Here is a 14,188-nt window from a genome sequence, read left to right as displayed (position 1 = left end):
ATGATGAATCATTCTGAAGAGGTCATTGCCCAAACCCGGCATTGGGTCCGGCATTTTATAATCGAATACGGGATTTGCCCTTTTGCCAAACGGGAAGTGGATCGCCAGACGCTTCGCCTTGCGGTTGCAGATAGCCAGAATACAGAACAGGCCTTGTTGCAATTAATGGAGGAGGTGTCTTTATTGGATAGGGACTCTGCCATTGCCACCACCCTGCTCATTTTCCCCAGGCAGTTCCAATCCTTTTTCGACTACCTGGATTTCCTGGATTTAGCCGAGCAACTCTTAAATGACAGCGGCTATGAAGGGGTTTATCAACTGGCCAGTTTTCATCCTGATTATTGTTTCGACCACGTTGATTTTAACGATGCCGCCAATTACACCAACCGCTCCCCTTATCCCATGCTGCATCTGTTGCGTGAAGACCAGGTTGAACAGGCCATTGCCTATTATGGCGACACCTCACGAATTCCGCTGCGCAACATTGAAAAAATGCATGAGCTTGGCGTTACTGCACTGGAAGAATGTCTCGCTTCCTGCCGTCTTGGCAGCGAAAATGGAGAAAAATAACACTTTTTGTGGTATTTTTATGGTCTTACCTCGTCGACAAAAGCAACTTCATGGCTAAGAAAGAACGAATCATCATCGGCATCAGCGGCGCTTCAGGCATTATCTATGGCATTCGTTTGCTTGAAATTTTACGGCAACTGTCCGTGGAAACCCATCTGATTGTGACGAAAGCGGCGCAACAAACTCGCCATTATGAAACCACCTGCACAGCCGCGGATATTGAACAGCTAGCCAGCCATTATTACAACATCAATGACGTTGCCGCCTGCCTCGCCAGTGGCTCCTATAAAACCTTAGGCATGATCATCGCCCCTTGCTCCATGCGCACGCTGGCTGACATTGCCAGCGGGTGTACCAGTAATTTATTAACCCGGGCAGCCGATGTGATCTTGAAAGAGCGACGCAAACTGGTGCTCATGGCGAGAGAAACACCACTGCATTTGGGGCATCTGCGTAACATGGTGAGCGTAACCGAAATGGGAGCCATTATTGCTCCGCCCGTCCCTGCCTTCTATACAAAGCCCACCACCCTGGATGATGTGGTCAATCACACGGTGGGGCGTATTCTCGATCTTTTTGATTTTGATCTGGATCTTGTGAGACGATGGGGAGACACTCTTCATAAAGCGGACTAACAATGTGGATAGTATTTGCTTTATTGGCAGCCCTGCTCTGGGGTTTAAATTATTCTCTCGCGGAAAAACTCCTGCACAGCTTGTCCATTTTTACTCTGCTGGCGCTGGAGATGCTCCTTGGCGCGGTGGTCTTCTCCCTGCTTGCCGGTCTGACCTCTTTTAAAAAAGATTGGCATACGTTGAGCAATCAGCCTGATTTACTGATTCTTACGCTGACTCAGATTGTCGTGGTTAGCGTGGCAAGTTACCTGATTGCACTGTCTGTGCGGGCCAAAAATGCCACTGCCGCAGGCATCATTGAATTAATTTATCCCCTGTTCACTATTTTCTTTACCTGGTTGCTGTTTCGTGAAAATCATGCCAATTCCTCCGTTTTGATTGGCGGCACCCTCATTTTCATTGGAGTGTTGATTATCAGTCAGGGCTAGTATCAGGTCAGGTAATGGTGCAAAGCCCAAGCGATGGCATGAGCCAATAGAAAAACAGCCGCTTAAGCGGCTGTTTAGAACAGACGGTGCAGAATTATTTAACCGCTTGTTCTGTTTTTTTAACATCTTTAGCGAAATTTAACATGGCCTTTTCAATGATTTGAAACGATTTTTGCATGTAGTCCAATGCCTTGTGACCGTTTTCCAGCGCAACATTCATTTGCTTGTCAAACAACTCTTCCGGCTTTTTCAAGTTTGCCAACTCATCGGGCTTAATGTAAGACAGGTTTTGCAAGGTCTTGACATTTAACTCAGCGATGGCTTGAACAGGTTCTTGAACCTTCTTGGCGATTTCGCTCCATTTTTCAAAATAAGCTTGGTTTACCATTTCATTTCTCCCCAATATGTTGCAGTGCACAATATTAGAATAGTTCTTTATTGCTATGCCTGTCAAGGTATTTAACGATTTTTTTTGCAGTGCAGCATAATTATTTAAAAAATCCCTGCCACTGCGTGAGGAGTTGCTGCATGTGTTGCGACCAACGATCACTGGTGTTTTTATAATCACTTAAATAGGGATTACCCTTCAGGGATTTTTCCATGGTCACAAACAGTTGTTCCAGCATTTTTTTAAAAGACTGACTCATCGGGTGATTGGCCAGAATAATGAGCTGTTTTAACATGTCGGCCGATAAAAACTGGCTGGCGCCACTTTCCATTTCCACAAAAATCTGCAGTAAGGTGGTATTGGTAATGTCGTTGTTGGTGACAGAATCCTCCACTCGGAAGGCAATTCCATCGATGATATAACGCTGTAACTCTTCAACGGTGATGTATTGGCTTTTCTCAGTATCGTATAATCGCCTGTTTTTGTATTTCTTAATAAGTCTAGTCATTTAATCCTCTAAAACAGCCTGTCCACTTAATACATGTGCAGGCCGCCGTTAATACTTAAATTGGCGCCGGTAATGTAGCGGCTTCGCTCATCAATTAAAAACTCAACAGCCCAGGCTATTTCCTGCGGTTCTGCCAGGCGTTTTGCCGGAATTAAATTAATGATTGAATCCAGAATATCAGGCCGAATCCCCTTCATAAGACGGGTATTGACATAACCAGGAGAAATGCTGTTTACCGTAATGTTTTTACTCATCAACTCCTGGGCCAGGCTCTTGGTAAAACCATAAATACCGGCCTTGGAAGCGGCATAATTGGCCTGAGAAAATTGGCCTTTCTGCGCATTCACGGACGACACATTGACAATGCGGCCACTTTCCTGGTTACGCATGACCTCAACCACCGGACGAGTCACGTTAAACATGCCATCGAGATTTACACGCAGGACCTCATCCCATTGTTGTTTGGTCATTTTATGGAATACGGCATCACGGGTAATTCCTGCGTTATTAATCAACACGTCGATACGTCCATATTCGACAAGAATATCGGCAACAGTTTGCTGGCATTCGTCAAAGCGGGTCACATCCATGTGGCGGAAAGCGATTTGTTCATGGCCTTCTTGCTTCAGATGGTTCAGCCATTCAGTAGCCTGCACCTCCGAAACCACATCCAACGCAATGATTTGACCATACCGTTTGCTTAACTCAATGGCAATGGCAGTACCAATATCGCCAGTGCCCCCTGTTACCAATATAACCTTGTCTTTTTCCATTTTGTTCTCTTTCTACTACCATGAGAAAACAGGTAATTACATGTATTGACCGCCATTAATATCCAGATTGGCACCGGTAATAAAGCCTGATTCGCGGGCAGCCAGAAAAGCCACGGCGTCAGCAATTTCTTCAGGTCGACCTAAACGCCCAACAGGAATATTGGAAATAATAGTTTTTAATACGTCCTCTTTTACTCCTGCCAACATCGGTGTTTCAATGTACCCTGGCGAAATGGTATTGACAGTAATGCCTTTGCTGGCCACTTCCAATGCCAGACTCTTGCTGAAACCAAACAAGGCAGCCTTGCTGGCAGCATAGTTACACTGGCCAAACTGGCCCTTACGGCCATTGATTGACGAGATGGTTATGATACGGCCATAACCCTTGTCAAGCATGGCAGGCAATACATTGCGGGTAATATTAAAGACACTGGTCAGATTGGCATCGAGTACCTGCTGCCACTGCTGAGGAGTCATTTTTCTAAGACTGCAATCGGCAGTAATCCCGGCATTATTCACCAGAACATCGATGTGGCCGTAACGCTCGTTCACCAGGGAAACCAGCTTTTCGCAATCAGCAAAGCTTGCCATGTCCGCATAAACAATATCGACATTAAAACCGGCTTTGCGTTGCTGCTCTTGCCAGGCTTTGGCTTCTTCATGCTTTCCATCCTTGAAGTAGCAAGCGATCACCTGGTACTCAGAAGCTAATTTTTGGCAAATCGCAGTGCCAATGCCTCCTGTACCTCCAGTTACAACGGCTGTCATTTTTTCCATAAACAACTCCTTTCAATTTTGTGACTGGTAATTCATTACTTCAAAGCAAAACCCGAGGAAAGTCAATCATGAGTTACCATAATTTGATGTCTTATTGAAAGTATAGCCAGAGAACCCATACAGGTCGGGCTTAAATAGAAAAAAGGGAGGCTTCGCCTCCCTTTTGGAATCAGATTTTGACGGGTTTGGGTACAAAGCCTTTCATTTGCTGGGCAAATTGCTTTAATACTTCAAGACCCGATTCCTCTGCCTGCTTGCACCATTGCTGCAAGGCATCGACCAGCTCACGCTGCGAACTTGCCGTCTTAAGCCAGATGTTCTGCAGCGATTGCCGGTAAGTATAAACCAGGCGCAATTGCTCACAGCTCGCCAGTAACGCCTGCAGTTTTGTGTTTGCACGTGGCGATAACAAACTGTCTTGAAGCCGCAGGAGACGTCCAGCGCGCTGGAACAGTTTTTTATCGCTATTGTTCTCCGTATGGATACGCTTTTCCATCTTGAGAATAGGGCGGACAACCCGCTTGTAATAGTAGGACATTACCTGAAACCGATTGCTGACGACCGCTTTTACTGTCTCCAAATCCACGTGCAGCTTGCCTTCTTCCATCGCCAGTTTGGGGGGCAGTTTTTTAACCTTGGCCAATTTCAGCAAGGACAGGCAACGAATATAAAACCAGCCAATATCAAATTCCCACCACTTTACAGAAAATTTGGCAGAAGAAGCGAACGTGTGGTGATTATTATGCAATTCTTCACCACCAATCCAGAATCCCCAGGGGAAAATGTTGGTCGCAGCATCCGGGCATTCAAAATTACGATACCCCCAGTAATGGCCAATTCCATTGACAACGCCTGCCGCGTGCAGTGGAATCCACATCATCTGAATAGCCCAGATGGTAATGCCGGGAATGCCGAACAGAATCAAGTCGGCCAACAGCATAATGAGAATACCCTTGGAACTGAAACGACTGTAAACATTGCGCTCCACCCAGTCAGTGGGTGTCCCATGGGAATATTTTTTTATCATCTCCTGGTCTTTGGAGGCTGCGCGGTACAATTCGGCGCCCTGCCAGAATACCTTTTTAATCCCAAGAACTTTGGGACTGTGAGGGTCGCCTTCGACATCCGTCGTGGCGTGGTGTTTGCGGTGAATGGCTACCCATTGGGCCGTCACCATCCCGGTAGTCAACCAGAGCCAAAAACGAAAGAAGTGACTGACGACAGGATGAAGGGTCAATGCTCTGTGTGTTTGATAGCGATGCAGATAGATGGTAACCCCGGCAATCGTGATTTGCGTTAACACGATGGTCGCGATGACATATCCCCAAAATGAAAGGTTCAAAACCCCATAAATCATTCGGTAACTCCCCAAAAAAGAATTATTTGCCAGAGACTTAACAGCTGATTAAACTATCCGCTCAGCTTCGACATGAGATCGAATCCTCTATTAAGCCAAGGCGTGTGCGAAGGTATACAATTACACCTCACTCTTATGATCATACCACAAATTGCACAAACCGCATTGCATCAGGTCGACTTGTGAACGATAATTTTAATTAAAACAGGAAATAAATTGAAGTACATCGAGAACAGGATTCCATAATGAATGACAATATCAAACGAATCGTAGAAAGCATTGTCCCTTTTTTGGTCATCGGCGTGGCCGTTTCCTTGTTAATTGGTCTGTTTATCATGTTTTCCTATGTCCTGGTGTGGGGATTGTTTATCGGCGGCTTACTCTGGGTAGCCACCCTGATTAAAAATGCATTATTCCCGCCGCCCAAGGTTAAACAGGATGCGCCGCAAGGCCGGATCATAGAGCATAAAGACCAAGACTGATGCCAGAATTACCTGAAGTCGAAACCACCAAGGAAGGCATTAAACCGTTTCTATTGGCACAGGAAATCGCCGGGCTGATGATCAGGGACTCACGCCTGCGCAAGCCGGTACCGCCCCAATTGGCCGCATGCTGCATCGGCAAGAAAATTATTGAGGTGAGCCGGCGCGCCAAATACATTCTCATTCACCTCGAAGAGGGGTATCTTCTTATTCATTTGGGCATGACCGGGCATCTGCGTCTGCTTAAAAACAACGCACCCCCGCCCAAAAAGCATGATCATATCGACTTGCTGTTAACCGATGGCGGGCTTCTTCGGTACAACGATCCCCGCCGTTTTGGCTTGTGGTTATACCTTGCCGATGATCCGGACGATCATCCCCTGTTGCGTCACCTGGGACCAGAACCTTTAAGTGACGCGTTCGATGGCGACTATTTATTTGAAAAGGCAAAACGTAAAACCCAAACCATCAAATCCTTCATCATGGACAATCGGATTGTGGTGGGAGTGGGCAATATTTACGCCACTGAAAGTCTGTTTCTGGCCGGCCTTCACCCCTTCACACCCGCAGGATGCGTAAGCCGCGAACAATTCAACTGCCTGAGTGTGCATATCCAGGCTGTATTGCGGCGCGCCATTGAAGCCGGAGGCACCACACTTCGCGATTTTTATGATAAAGACGGCAAGCCCGGCTATTTTACCCAGAAGCTTCAAGTCTATGGCCGTAAGAATCAACCCTGCGTTCACTGCCGTTGTGCCATTGAGGTCAAAATCATTGGCGGAAGAAGTTCAGCCTTCTGCCCTCAATGCCAGCCTGTACCGGCAGCGGAGTGAATGCCTTTCGCCTCTCGTTTCCCAGTGTAAAATCGGTATATAATTCTTACCCTGTATCATCCAGAGAAGGACAGCTGTATGTTAGTTAAATTTAAAAGCGACGCTTATGAAAATATCACCATGTTAGGGGATATCGCGCAGCGATTATTAAAGATGATGGGGCACAGCGGCATCATTCCGGGCGCCCTGGTCGCTGATGAAATACCTAAAGCCCTTGGCCACTTGAAAGAAGCCATCGACAGGGAAACCAAAAACCAGCCGTTAAATCAGGAAGACGATGACGATCAGGTGAGTCTTGCCAATCGTGCCTATCCTTTAGTCCAGCTCCTGACTGCGGCTGTTAAGAAAAACTGCAATGTGCGCTGGGATAAAGTGTAAGAGTATGGGCAAGCTCCTGCTCTTACAGTATGATTCCCCACCCAATGATTGAAACGAGTTCCAATGAAAATCAGTAAACTCCGCACGTTCTGGATTATGTTGCTGTCAGCACTTTATACGGTGAATGCATGTAGCCGCTCCGTTCTCATGCGCCTGTTCGGTAAAACCAGCCGGGCCTGGGTAGACGCCACGATTCATCGCTGGGTTAACCGCTTGCTTAATCTCGTGGGCGTCCAATGCAAAATCATCAATCCACACGGCGTGGTTCCAGAACCAGGTAAGGCTTACATTATCATGTGTAACCACAGCAGCCTTTATGATATTCCCATCAGCTTTAAAGCCTTTCCCAATCATTCCATACGCATGCTGGCTAAAAAGGAACTGTCTAAAATTCCTATCATGGGGAAAGGCATGACGGCAGCGGAATTTCCCTTCATCGACAGAAAAAACCGCACTCAGGCGATTAAAGATCTCGAAGCCATGCGCCAGCTGCTGGAAAGTGGCATCATCATGTGGATAGCGCCCGAAGGCACCCGCTCAAAGGATGGTAAGCTTGCCCCCTTTAAAAAAGGCGCCTTTGTCACCGCCATCGAAGCCAAAGCCACCATCATTCCCATTGGTATTCGCGGCGCGTATAACATACTGCCAGCAAGAACCCTGCAATTTAACATCAATCAAACGGCTGAAATTCATATCGGTGAACCCATTGATGCGAGTGCTTATACCACGGACCAGAAAGAGGAACTGATCCAACGTGTCCATCAATCCATGGAAAAGCTGGTTGGGGAAACACAGGATAAACCCTAATGCGATACGCCGTAGCTCTCCTGGCGTTGCGTGGCGGTCACGGTGGCGGCGAGGCCAATGTGCCTCGGATCGGATGCGGCGGTGAGTACATTGTTCTGCCTGTCCCAGGTAACACCCTGCATGTCACCATAGTACTGCAGTAAAGGCATCAACACATAGCCCATGCTTTTTAATTGCGACTGCAATTGCGGCGAAAAGGTTTCCGGTTCAAACTGCAACACGTCGGGCAGGTATTGGTGATGGAAACGCATACGGGAAACCATACTGATTGCTCCCTCGGAATTATAAAAAACCAGACTGGCTAACAAAACCATGGTGGGAATACGGCTGCCACCCGGTGTCCCTATAACGGCCACACGCCCCGGCATTTCCAGAAACGTAGGGCACATACTGGATAATGGCCGTTTACCGGGCTCAATGATATTGGCCTGACTGCCAACAATACCGAAAACATTCGATGCCCCAGGCTGGCTGGCAAAATCATCCATTTCATCATTCAACAGCACGCCCGTGCCTTCAGCCATCACACTGGAACCAAAAATATAATTCACGGTCATGGTCGCCGCCACGCGATTGCCCTCTGCATCCATAATCGACAAATGGGTAGTATTGGAGACATCTTCCATCACCTTTTTGGATTCAAGCCGACGGCTGGGTGTTGCTTGCATCGGTGAAATCAACTGACGCAGTTTTTTGGCATTGGCAGCCGAAATCATGTCATCAATCGGTACGTTGATAAAATCAGGATCGGCTATGGCATCACCACGCTGCCAGTAGGCCATTCGCATCGCCTCCACGGTATAATGAATCTTCATCGGCAAGGGCAGGCTATCCAGTGCGTAACCAGAAAGAATATTCAACATGGTCAACAAAGCGACCCCGCCCGCGGATGGCGGAGGCGAAGTAATGATCAGCATGGTATGGTAGGCTCCCTGTAAGGGTTCGCGCACTTTAATCTGATAGCGCGCGAGGTCCGAGAGAGTCCAAATTCCACCGGCTGCACGCACCCCCCTGACCAGGCGCTCAGCCACCTCCCCCTGATAAAACCCCTCATGCCCCTTTTCAGCAAGCAGGCGCAGGGTTTTAGCCAGATCGGGTTGACGCAGAATGTCGCCAATGTCATAAGGGTTACCGTTTTTTAAATACACAGCCGCTGTCGCCGAAAAACGGCGCAACTGCTGAAGCCTGTCTGTCTGGCTCGAAAAATAACGAAACTGATAATCGACAGGAAAACCTTCTTCCGCCAGACGGATGGCCGGCGCCAGTGTTTTTGACAGGGGAAGACGGCCGTAATGGCTGGCAATATAAACCAAAGCGGCCGGTTCGCCCGGTATGGCCGCCGCAAGGCCTCCGTTGAGAGAAAGCTCAGGAACGGGTTTGCCATCCTTGCCCAGAAACATGTCTTTGTGGGCCGCCCGAGGCGCGATTTCCCGACCATCGATAAACCAGTTTTTCTTTTCCTTTTCGAGGTGCAATAACCAGAATCCACCGCCTCCGAGGCCAGAGTGGTACGGCTCAACGACTGCCAGAGCCGCGCTTGCCGCCACCGCGGCGTCAAAAGCATTACCACCGGCTGCCAGAATTTCAAGCCCGGCATTCGTGGCTAAAGGATGAGCAGTGGCGATGGCATAACCAGGTGGCGTGTCATGAAAGGGAGAGGCAAAACCGGGGCAAACATTCCATAGAGCACTGACCAAAATCAACAGACTCGTGCGTGCATTCATGATTTTTGTTTTTTATCCCTAAGAGCCCGTACAACAGCAGCCGGAACAAATTGGGACACATCCCCATTGAATGCGGCGATTTCCCGAACCAGACTGGAGGATATAAACATCAAATGTTCGGAAGGCGTTAAAAACAGCGTTTCAATGTCGGGTGATAATTTACGGTTCATCCCCGCCAGCTGAAATTCGTATTCAAAATCATTTACCGCCCGTAAACCACGCAAAATAATTGTCGCCTGCTGTTCACGGACAAAATCAATTAAAAGCGTACTAAAACCGACCACTTTCACACCCGGCACGTCGTGCAATGCCTCACAGAGCAGGGCAATGCGTTCGTCGAGGGAGAAGAACGGTTTTTTTGCCAGGCTGTTCGCTACACCTACGATAATATCCGGAAAAATGGATGCCGCCCGCTGGATGATATCCACATGACCATTGGTGACCGGATCAAAAGTACCGGGGTATATTGCTCGTGGTTTCATAAGGTTTGTCATTAATTGCAACTTCCCGCAGTCTAGCGTATTGTGATTTAAAAAACTATGATTGAGATTTAACGGAATGGAGAGTTGGCAATGAATGCTTTGAAATGCTCGTCGCTTTGTTTGCTTTTACTTTTAACAGCCTGCGCACCGCGTCATCATCAGGCGCTTCATTCAGGCAACCTACCCGGCGATGCAGCGGCCAATGGTCAGCCCTTAACGACCGACGAAGCGGCAGCATCACCTGCAATCAATGTATCGCCCGCTGAACAGGCGAAACAAACCGCCAGTATTTCGTCCTGGGAACTATCCGGTGCCATGGCGGCACGTGGCAAGAAAAAAAGTTGGACGGCGTCCGTGAACTGGCTGCAAAATGGTCCTGGAAGTTATCAAATCCGCCTTTTCGGTCCCTTAGGCAGCGGCACGGTCATGATTGACAAAAAAGGCAGCGTGGTCACGTTACGTGATGGGCCGAAAAAAGTCTCTTCCAGCAGTGCAGACGCTTTATTACGTAAAGAAACGGGCATTGGCCTGCCTGTAGCCAACCTGTATTACTGGGTTCGCGGCCTGCCCGCCCCCGGCGCGGTACAAACCGCTCAGCGCGATCCTCAAAACCGCCTACTGCTGCTTCGCCAGGCTGGCTACACTATTCAATACCTGGGCTACAGTGCTGTCGGCAAAGCGGCACTGCCAAGTCAAATCCGACTTCAGGGCCATGACATCTTTATCAAGATGGTGATCAAAAAGTGGCGGGTCTAATTGTTCTTAAAATGAGCAATAAAATGAAGAAATTGACCTGTGAAAATAATTTCGCAGGTCAACGTTGACATTGCCCTCATTTCTCTGCAAAATACGCAGCACATTGCAGCGACAACTGCAGATGATTCATGGATGATTAAGAATCTAAGCATATTGGGGTGTCGCCAAGTGGTAAGGCACAGGGTTTTGATCCCTGCATACCTAGGTTCGAATCCTAGCACCCCAGCCATTTTCTTGTTGATTCAAGTAAACAGACGGCAGAAGATAACCGGGAAGGATGCGTTCACCGGATCGCTAAAATAATAATTATATCTTTCTGGCTGTCTTCTGCTATGTGTTTAAGTTAACTGATTATAAACAATCGAAGGTTTCTTACACATGTCAACGATGATGATCTTTACCGGCAATGCCAATCCCGAACTGGCACTTAAAATTGCTTCCCACTTACAAATTCCGATAGGCCAAGCCACTGTGGGCACCTTCAGCGATGGGGAAACCATGGTTGAAATTTTGGAAAATGTCCGTGGCCGCGATGTCTTTATTGTCCAATCTACCTGTGCCCCAACCAATAATAACCTCATGGAATTATTGACCATGGCCGATGCCCTGCGACGTTCTTCCGCAGGCCGAATCACAGCCGTTGTTCCCTATTTTGGCTATGCGAGACAGGATCGACGTGTTCGCTCCGCCCGCGTTCCGATTACCGCCAAGGTTGTCGCTGACATGATGGCTTCGGTAGGCATATGCCGGGTGCTGACCGTTGATTTGCATGCCGATCAGATACAGGGATTTTTCTACATGCCAGTCGATAACGTGTATTCAACCCCCATTCTCCTCGAAGACATTAAGCAGCAGAATCTGGCGAACCTGATGGTTGTTTCACCGGATGTCGGCGGTGTGGTCCGTGCCAGAGCCATGGCCAAACGCTTAAATGATGCAGAGCTATCCATTATCGACAAACGCCGCAGCGGTCCCAATAAATCGGAAGTGATGCACATCATTGGAGAACCTGCGGGTAGAAACTGCATCATTATTGATGACATTGTCGATACTGCCGGTACGCTCTGTTCAGCTGCAATGCACTTAAAACGCAATGGCGCCAACAGTGTTCGAGCCTACATCACTCATCCCGTGCTTTCAGGGCCAGCTGTCGATAACATCATTCACTCCTCTCTGGATGAGGTTGTGGTAACCGATACGATTCCTCTCTCTCAGGCCGCCAAACAGTGTAAAAAAATTCGGGTGGTGAGTTTGGCTGATATGCTGGCTCAGGCCATTAAACGAGTCAATGTCGAAGAATCGGTGAGCTCGATGTTTGCCGAATAAGGCCCAATGGTCGCCAATAAAAAAGGAAGCCAGAGCTTCCTTTTTTATTGGGTCTACTTAAACCTTTAATCACGTGTTCCAACGTATTTATCATCAAAATAGCGACGTAATTTGGTGCGTAACGTCCCTCGACTAATACCCAACATAACCGCTGCACGAGATTGATTGTACTTGCAGTGCTCCATTACTGCACGAAACAGAGGTGTCTCTATTTCTTCCAAAACAAACTTGTACAGATCAACAGGATCAGTTCCCTTCAGCTCGGAGAAATACCTTTGCACTGATTGAGTTACGCTCTCGGCCAGTGACGCAGTTGTATCCCCGGCTTCATTACTGATTGTTGTCATTATTATTAACTCCTCCTTTAAAAACATGAATCTTACCCAATTGGACAATTCCTGACAAGTAAAACAACCGAAAAATTGACGGATAATCAGGTATTATTGAGCGGGTTTAATTCAAATTAAACCCGCTCACAAGGTATTGATAAGACTTAGAATTTCATCATGGCAGGATTGAAAGGCTTGCCATTTACAACAAGTTGCCCCTGATTCAGACTGACTTCAACCACGTAATCCGTGCTTTGTTGTACCAGTAAGCCGGATTGAACCATGGCATTGATTTGTTGATCGGTTTGTGCTGCAACCTGCTGTTCCATATCCGGGGTCGCCGTTGAGGCAGTATTCGCCGGCGCATTGGGATCAGTAGCCGTGGTATCCGGAGTTGATGTCACCTGAGTGGAACCGGCAGCCAATCGTTGTCTGACAGTTTGGCTGATGATCTGCTTCAGCACCGCACCGGGAACCTTCAAACGGCCATTACCTTGAACTTTCTGCATCATTTCGACCGGATTGTTGTTATCGCCTTTGGGCAGAGTAATAATCAGGTTGCCTTCGACTGTACCCTCTGGCATGGTGAATGTCATTTCTGAAATTTCAAATTCCGCACCACGGCTAAACAGTTTAGGAATCTCAGGCATAATAGCCATTAATGCCTGCTGCTTCTCCACATCAGAACCCTGCTGCATTTTGTTGGCTTGTTCATTAATACGGGCCAGCGCGCCAGCATCCAGATTACGTACAGCCATTTCCAGATTACCGGGTCCATAGGTTTTGCCTTGAGTGACGATCTTGTCCAATGAGCTTTTGAAATGAGAATTGAAAAGGCCACTCTCAATGTCGCTGCTGGTATTGATGTCAAGATCATTCAGTTCAAACAGTTTTTGAGTTTTATCCTGGATGAGCAAAGAAGGGAAAGAAACACTGGCATCACCAAGGAATAAACCGGAATCCGTGCGGTGCAGGTTGTATTCGCTGGAGATTTCCCCCATGGTGGCCGTCACTTGATCTTTCACAAAGCTCATGCCTTCAATGGTCAGGTCGCCTGCCACTTCGTCCATGGAAGACGTCACATTGACGGTGCTGCTCATGCCTTTCCAGTCAAACTGCGAATTGCCTTGTTTGGCAATCAGTTTAAACTCAGGAATGGACATATTGACCTTGCTGTTATTCAAGTAGTTAATCAGCAGACTTAAATCCAGTTTAGGTTTGGTGGAGTTACCGGTAAACGTATTATTGAACTGTTCCGCATAGGTTTGTGGTAAGGTTAAGTCCGTTTTAGCGTAACCCAAGCCTAATTTAACGCCGTTATCCGCAAATATAATGGGGCCATGGTAAATGGTTAATGGCATTTGCATCTGGTAATCTTGTGCAGGCATCGTTTGTGGTTGGCCATCAGCACCTCTGACGATGCGCTCGGGCACATGTAAACGCCAGTTTAATGTCGCCTGAGATTTAAACCAGCCTCTATGGTATTCTGTGATATCGGCAAACAGGCCATTCGACTGATTAACGATATCGACGTTTTTTCTCACTGTGTGTTCAGTGATAATGCCCATACCATAATATCCGCCAAGGACTAGAACGGCCAGGATAACCACTAATCCTATGATTTTTTTCATTATT

At 47.6% G+C, this 14,188-nt stretch carries 18 protein-coding genes and 1 tRNA gene; 10 read left to right on the top strand and 9 right to left on the bottom strand.

The window, feature by feature from the left end; all coding sequences use genetic code 11:
• From GH742_RS02030 to GH742_RS02020, 3 genes are read left to right on the top strand one after another with little or no spacing between them, the layout of a single operon-like run.
• Entirely contained in the window at positions 1-570 is a 570-nt protein-coding gene (locus GH742_RS02030; protein ID WP_203455940.1) for a DUF1415 domain-containing protein, read from the top strand.
• 50 nt (positions 571-620) lie between these two features.
• Entirely contained in the window at positions 621-1,205 is a 585-nt protein-coding gene (locus tag GH742_RS02025) for a UbiX family flavin prenyltransferase (RefSeq protein ID WP_203455939.1), read from the top strand.
• A 2-nt stretch (positions 1,206-1,207) separates the two neighbouring features.
• Positions 1,208-1,633 carry a DMT family transporter gene (locus GH742_RS02020; protein WP_108293222.1) on the top strand — a complete coding sequence of 142 codons (426 nt, stop codon included), beginning with the start codon at positions 1,208-1,210 and terminating at the stop codon, positions 1,631-1,633.
• Between the two features lie 94 nt (positions 1,634-1,727).
• Here the strand turns inward: GH742_RS02020 and GH742_RS02015 are convergent, their stop codons facing one another.
• The 5 genes from GH742_RS02015 to GH742_RS01995 all read right to left on the bottom strand — a co-directional run bounded on the left by GH742_RS02015 (position 1,728) and on the right by GH742_RS01995 (position 5,436).
• Complete coding sequence (locus GH742_RS02015; RefSeq protein WP_058531801.1) at positions 1,728-2,021, bottom strand: phasin family protein; 294 nt, start codon at positions 2,019-2,021, stop codon at positions 1,728-1,730.
• A 100-nt stretch (positions 2,022-2,121) separates the two neighbouring features.
• Positions 2,122-2,529 carry a polyhydroxyalkanoate synthesis regulator DNA-binding domain-containing protein gene (locus tag GH742_RS02010; protein ID WP_203455938.1) on the bottom strand — a complete coding sequence of 136 codons (408 nt, stop codon included), beginning with the start codon at positions 2,527-2,529 and terminating at the stop codon, positions 2,122-2,124.
• Positions 2,530-2,555: 26 nt separating this feature from the next.
• A complete protein-coding gene (phbB, locus tag GH742_RS02005; protein ID WP_203455937.1) occupies positions 2,556-3,302 on the bottom strand; it encodes an acetoacetyl-CoA reductase in 747 nt (248 codons plus the stop codon).
• Between the two features lie 36 nt (positions 3,303-3,338).
• Positions 3,339-4,079 carry an acetoacetyl-CoA reductase gene (phbB, locus tag GH742_RS02000; protein WP_203455936.1) on the bottom strand — a complete coding sequence of 247 codons (741 nt, stop codon included), beginning with the start codon at positions 4,077-4,079 and terminating at the stop codon, positions 3,339-3,341.
• 169 nt (positions 4,080-4,248) lie between these two features.
• Positions 4,249-5,436 (bottom strand): fatty acid desaturase, encoded by a 1,188-nt coding sequence (locus GH742_RS01995; RefSeq protein ID WP_203455935.1) that lies wholly within the window; start codon positions 5,434-5,436, stop codon positions 4,249-4,251.
• A gap of 245 nt (positions 5,437-5,681) precedes the next feature.
• Between GH742_RS01995 and GH742_RS01990 the strand changes: the two genes are divergently transcribed.
• From GH742_RS01990 to GH742_RS01975, 4 genes are all read left to right on the top strand, one after another.
• Complete coding sequence (locus GH742_RS01990) at positions 5,682-5,918, top strand: hypothetical protein (RefSeq protein ID WP_203455934.1); 237 nt, start codon at positions 5,682-5,684, stop codon at positions 5,916-5,918.
• Positions 5,918-6,751 (top strand): bifunctional DNA-formamidopyrimidine glycosylase/DNA-(apurinic or apyrimidinic site) lyase, encoded by an 834-nt coding sequence (gene mutM / locus GH742_RS01985; protein WP_203455933.1) that lies wholly within the window; start codon positions 5,918-5,920, stop codon positions 6,749-6,751. The genes GH742_RS01990 and mutM overlap by 1 nt, the downstream gene beginning before the upstream one ends.
• A gap of 78 nt (positions 6,752-6,829) precedes the next feature.
• On the top strand, positions 6,830-7,129 hold the full coding sequence (locus GH742_RS01980; protein ID WP_203455932.1) for a DUF1840 domain-containing protein: 300 nt from the start codon (positions 6,830-6,832) through the stop codon (positions 7,127-7,129).
• A gap of 63 nt (positions 7,130-7,192) precedes the next feature.
• Positions 7,193-7,936, top strand: coding sequence for a 1-acyl-sn-glycerol-3-phosphate acyltransferase (locus GH742_RS01975; protein WP_203455931.1), 744 nt, complete (start codon positions 7,193-7,195; stop codon positions 7,934-7,936).
• Here GH742_RS01975 and ggt read toward each other — a convergent pair.
• Both ggt and coaD read right to left on the bottom strand, forming a co-directional pair.
• Positions 7,933-9,660 carry a gamma-glutamyltransferase gene (gene ggt, locus GH742_RS01970; RefSeq protein ID WP_203455930.1) on the bottom strand — a complete coding sequence of 576 codons (1,728 nt, stop codon included), beginning with the start codon at positions 9,658-9,660 and terminating at the stop codon, positions 7,933-7,935. The two genes, GH742_RS01975 and ggt, sit on opposite strands and share 4 nt — an antisense overlap.
• Positions 9,657-10,163 carry a pantetheine-phosphate adenylyltransferase gene (gene coaD, locus GH742_RS01965; protein WP_203455929.1) on the bottom strand — a complete coding sequence of 169 codons (507 nt, stop codon included), beginning with the start codon at positions 10,161-10,163 and terminating at the stop codon, positions 9,657-9,659. Before coaD ends, ggt begins: the two co-directional genes overlap by 4 nt.
• A gap of 69 nt (positions 10,164-10,232) precedes the next feature.
• Here coaD and lolB point away from each other — a divergent pair, with 69 nt between their 5' ends.
• The 3 genes from lolB to GH742_RS01950 all read left to right on the top strand — a co-directional run bounded on the left by lolB (position 10,233) and on the right by GH742_RS01950 (position 12,224).
• Positions 10,233-10,898, top strand: coding sequence for a lipoprotein insertase outer membrane protein LolB (lolB, locus tag GH742_RS01960; protein WP_203455928.1), 666 nt, complete (start codon positions 10,233-10,235; stop codon positions 10,896-10,898).
• Positions 10,899-11,052: 154 nt separating this feature from the next.
• Positions 11,053-11,127, top strand: a tRNA-Gln gene (locus tag GH742_RS01955).
• 149 nt (positions 11,128-11,276) lie between these two features.
• Complete coding sequence (locus GH742_RS01950) at positions 11,277-12,224, top strand: ribose-phosphate pyrophosphokinase (RefSeq protein ID WP_058531791.1); 948 nt, start codon at positions 11,277-11,279, stop codon at positions 12,222-12,224.
• Positions 12,225-12,289: 65 nt separating this feature from the next.
• On the opposite strand, the gene GH742_RS01945 is transcribed toward GH742_RS01950, so the two are convergent.
• Positions 12,290-12,571 carry a helix-turn-helix domain-containing protein gene (locus GH742_RS01945; protein WP_058527975.1) on the bottom strand — a complete coding sequence of 94 codons (282 nt, stop codon included), beginning with the start codon at positions 12,569-12,571 and terminating at the stop codon, positions 12,290-12,292.
• A 146-nt stretch (positions 12,572-12,717) separates the two neighbouring features.
• A complete protein-coding gene (locus GH742_RS01940; RefSeq protein WP_203455927.1) occupies positions 12,718-14,184 on the bottom strand; it encodes a YdgA family protein in 1,467 nt (488 codons plus the stop codon).
• Positions 14,185-14,188: the final 4 nt, after the last annotated feature.

Source organism: Legionella sp. MW5194 (assembly GCF_016864235.1).
GTDB lineage: Bacteria > Pseudomonadota > Gammaproteobacteria > Legionellales > Legionellaceae > Legionella_C.
This window is presented reverse-complemented; position numbering and strand designations above follow the sequence as displayed.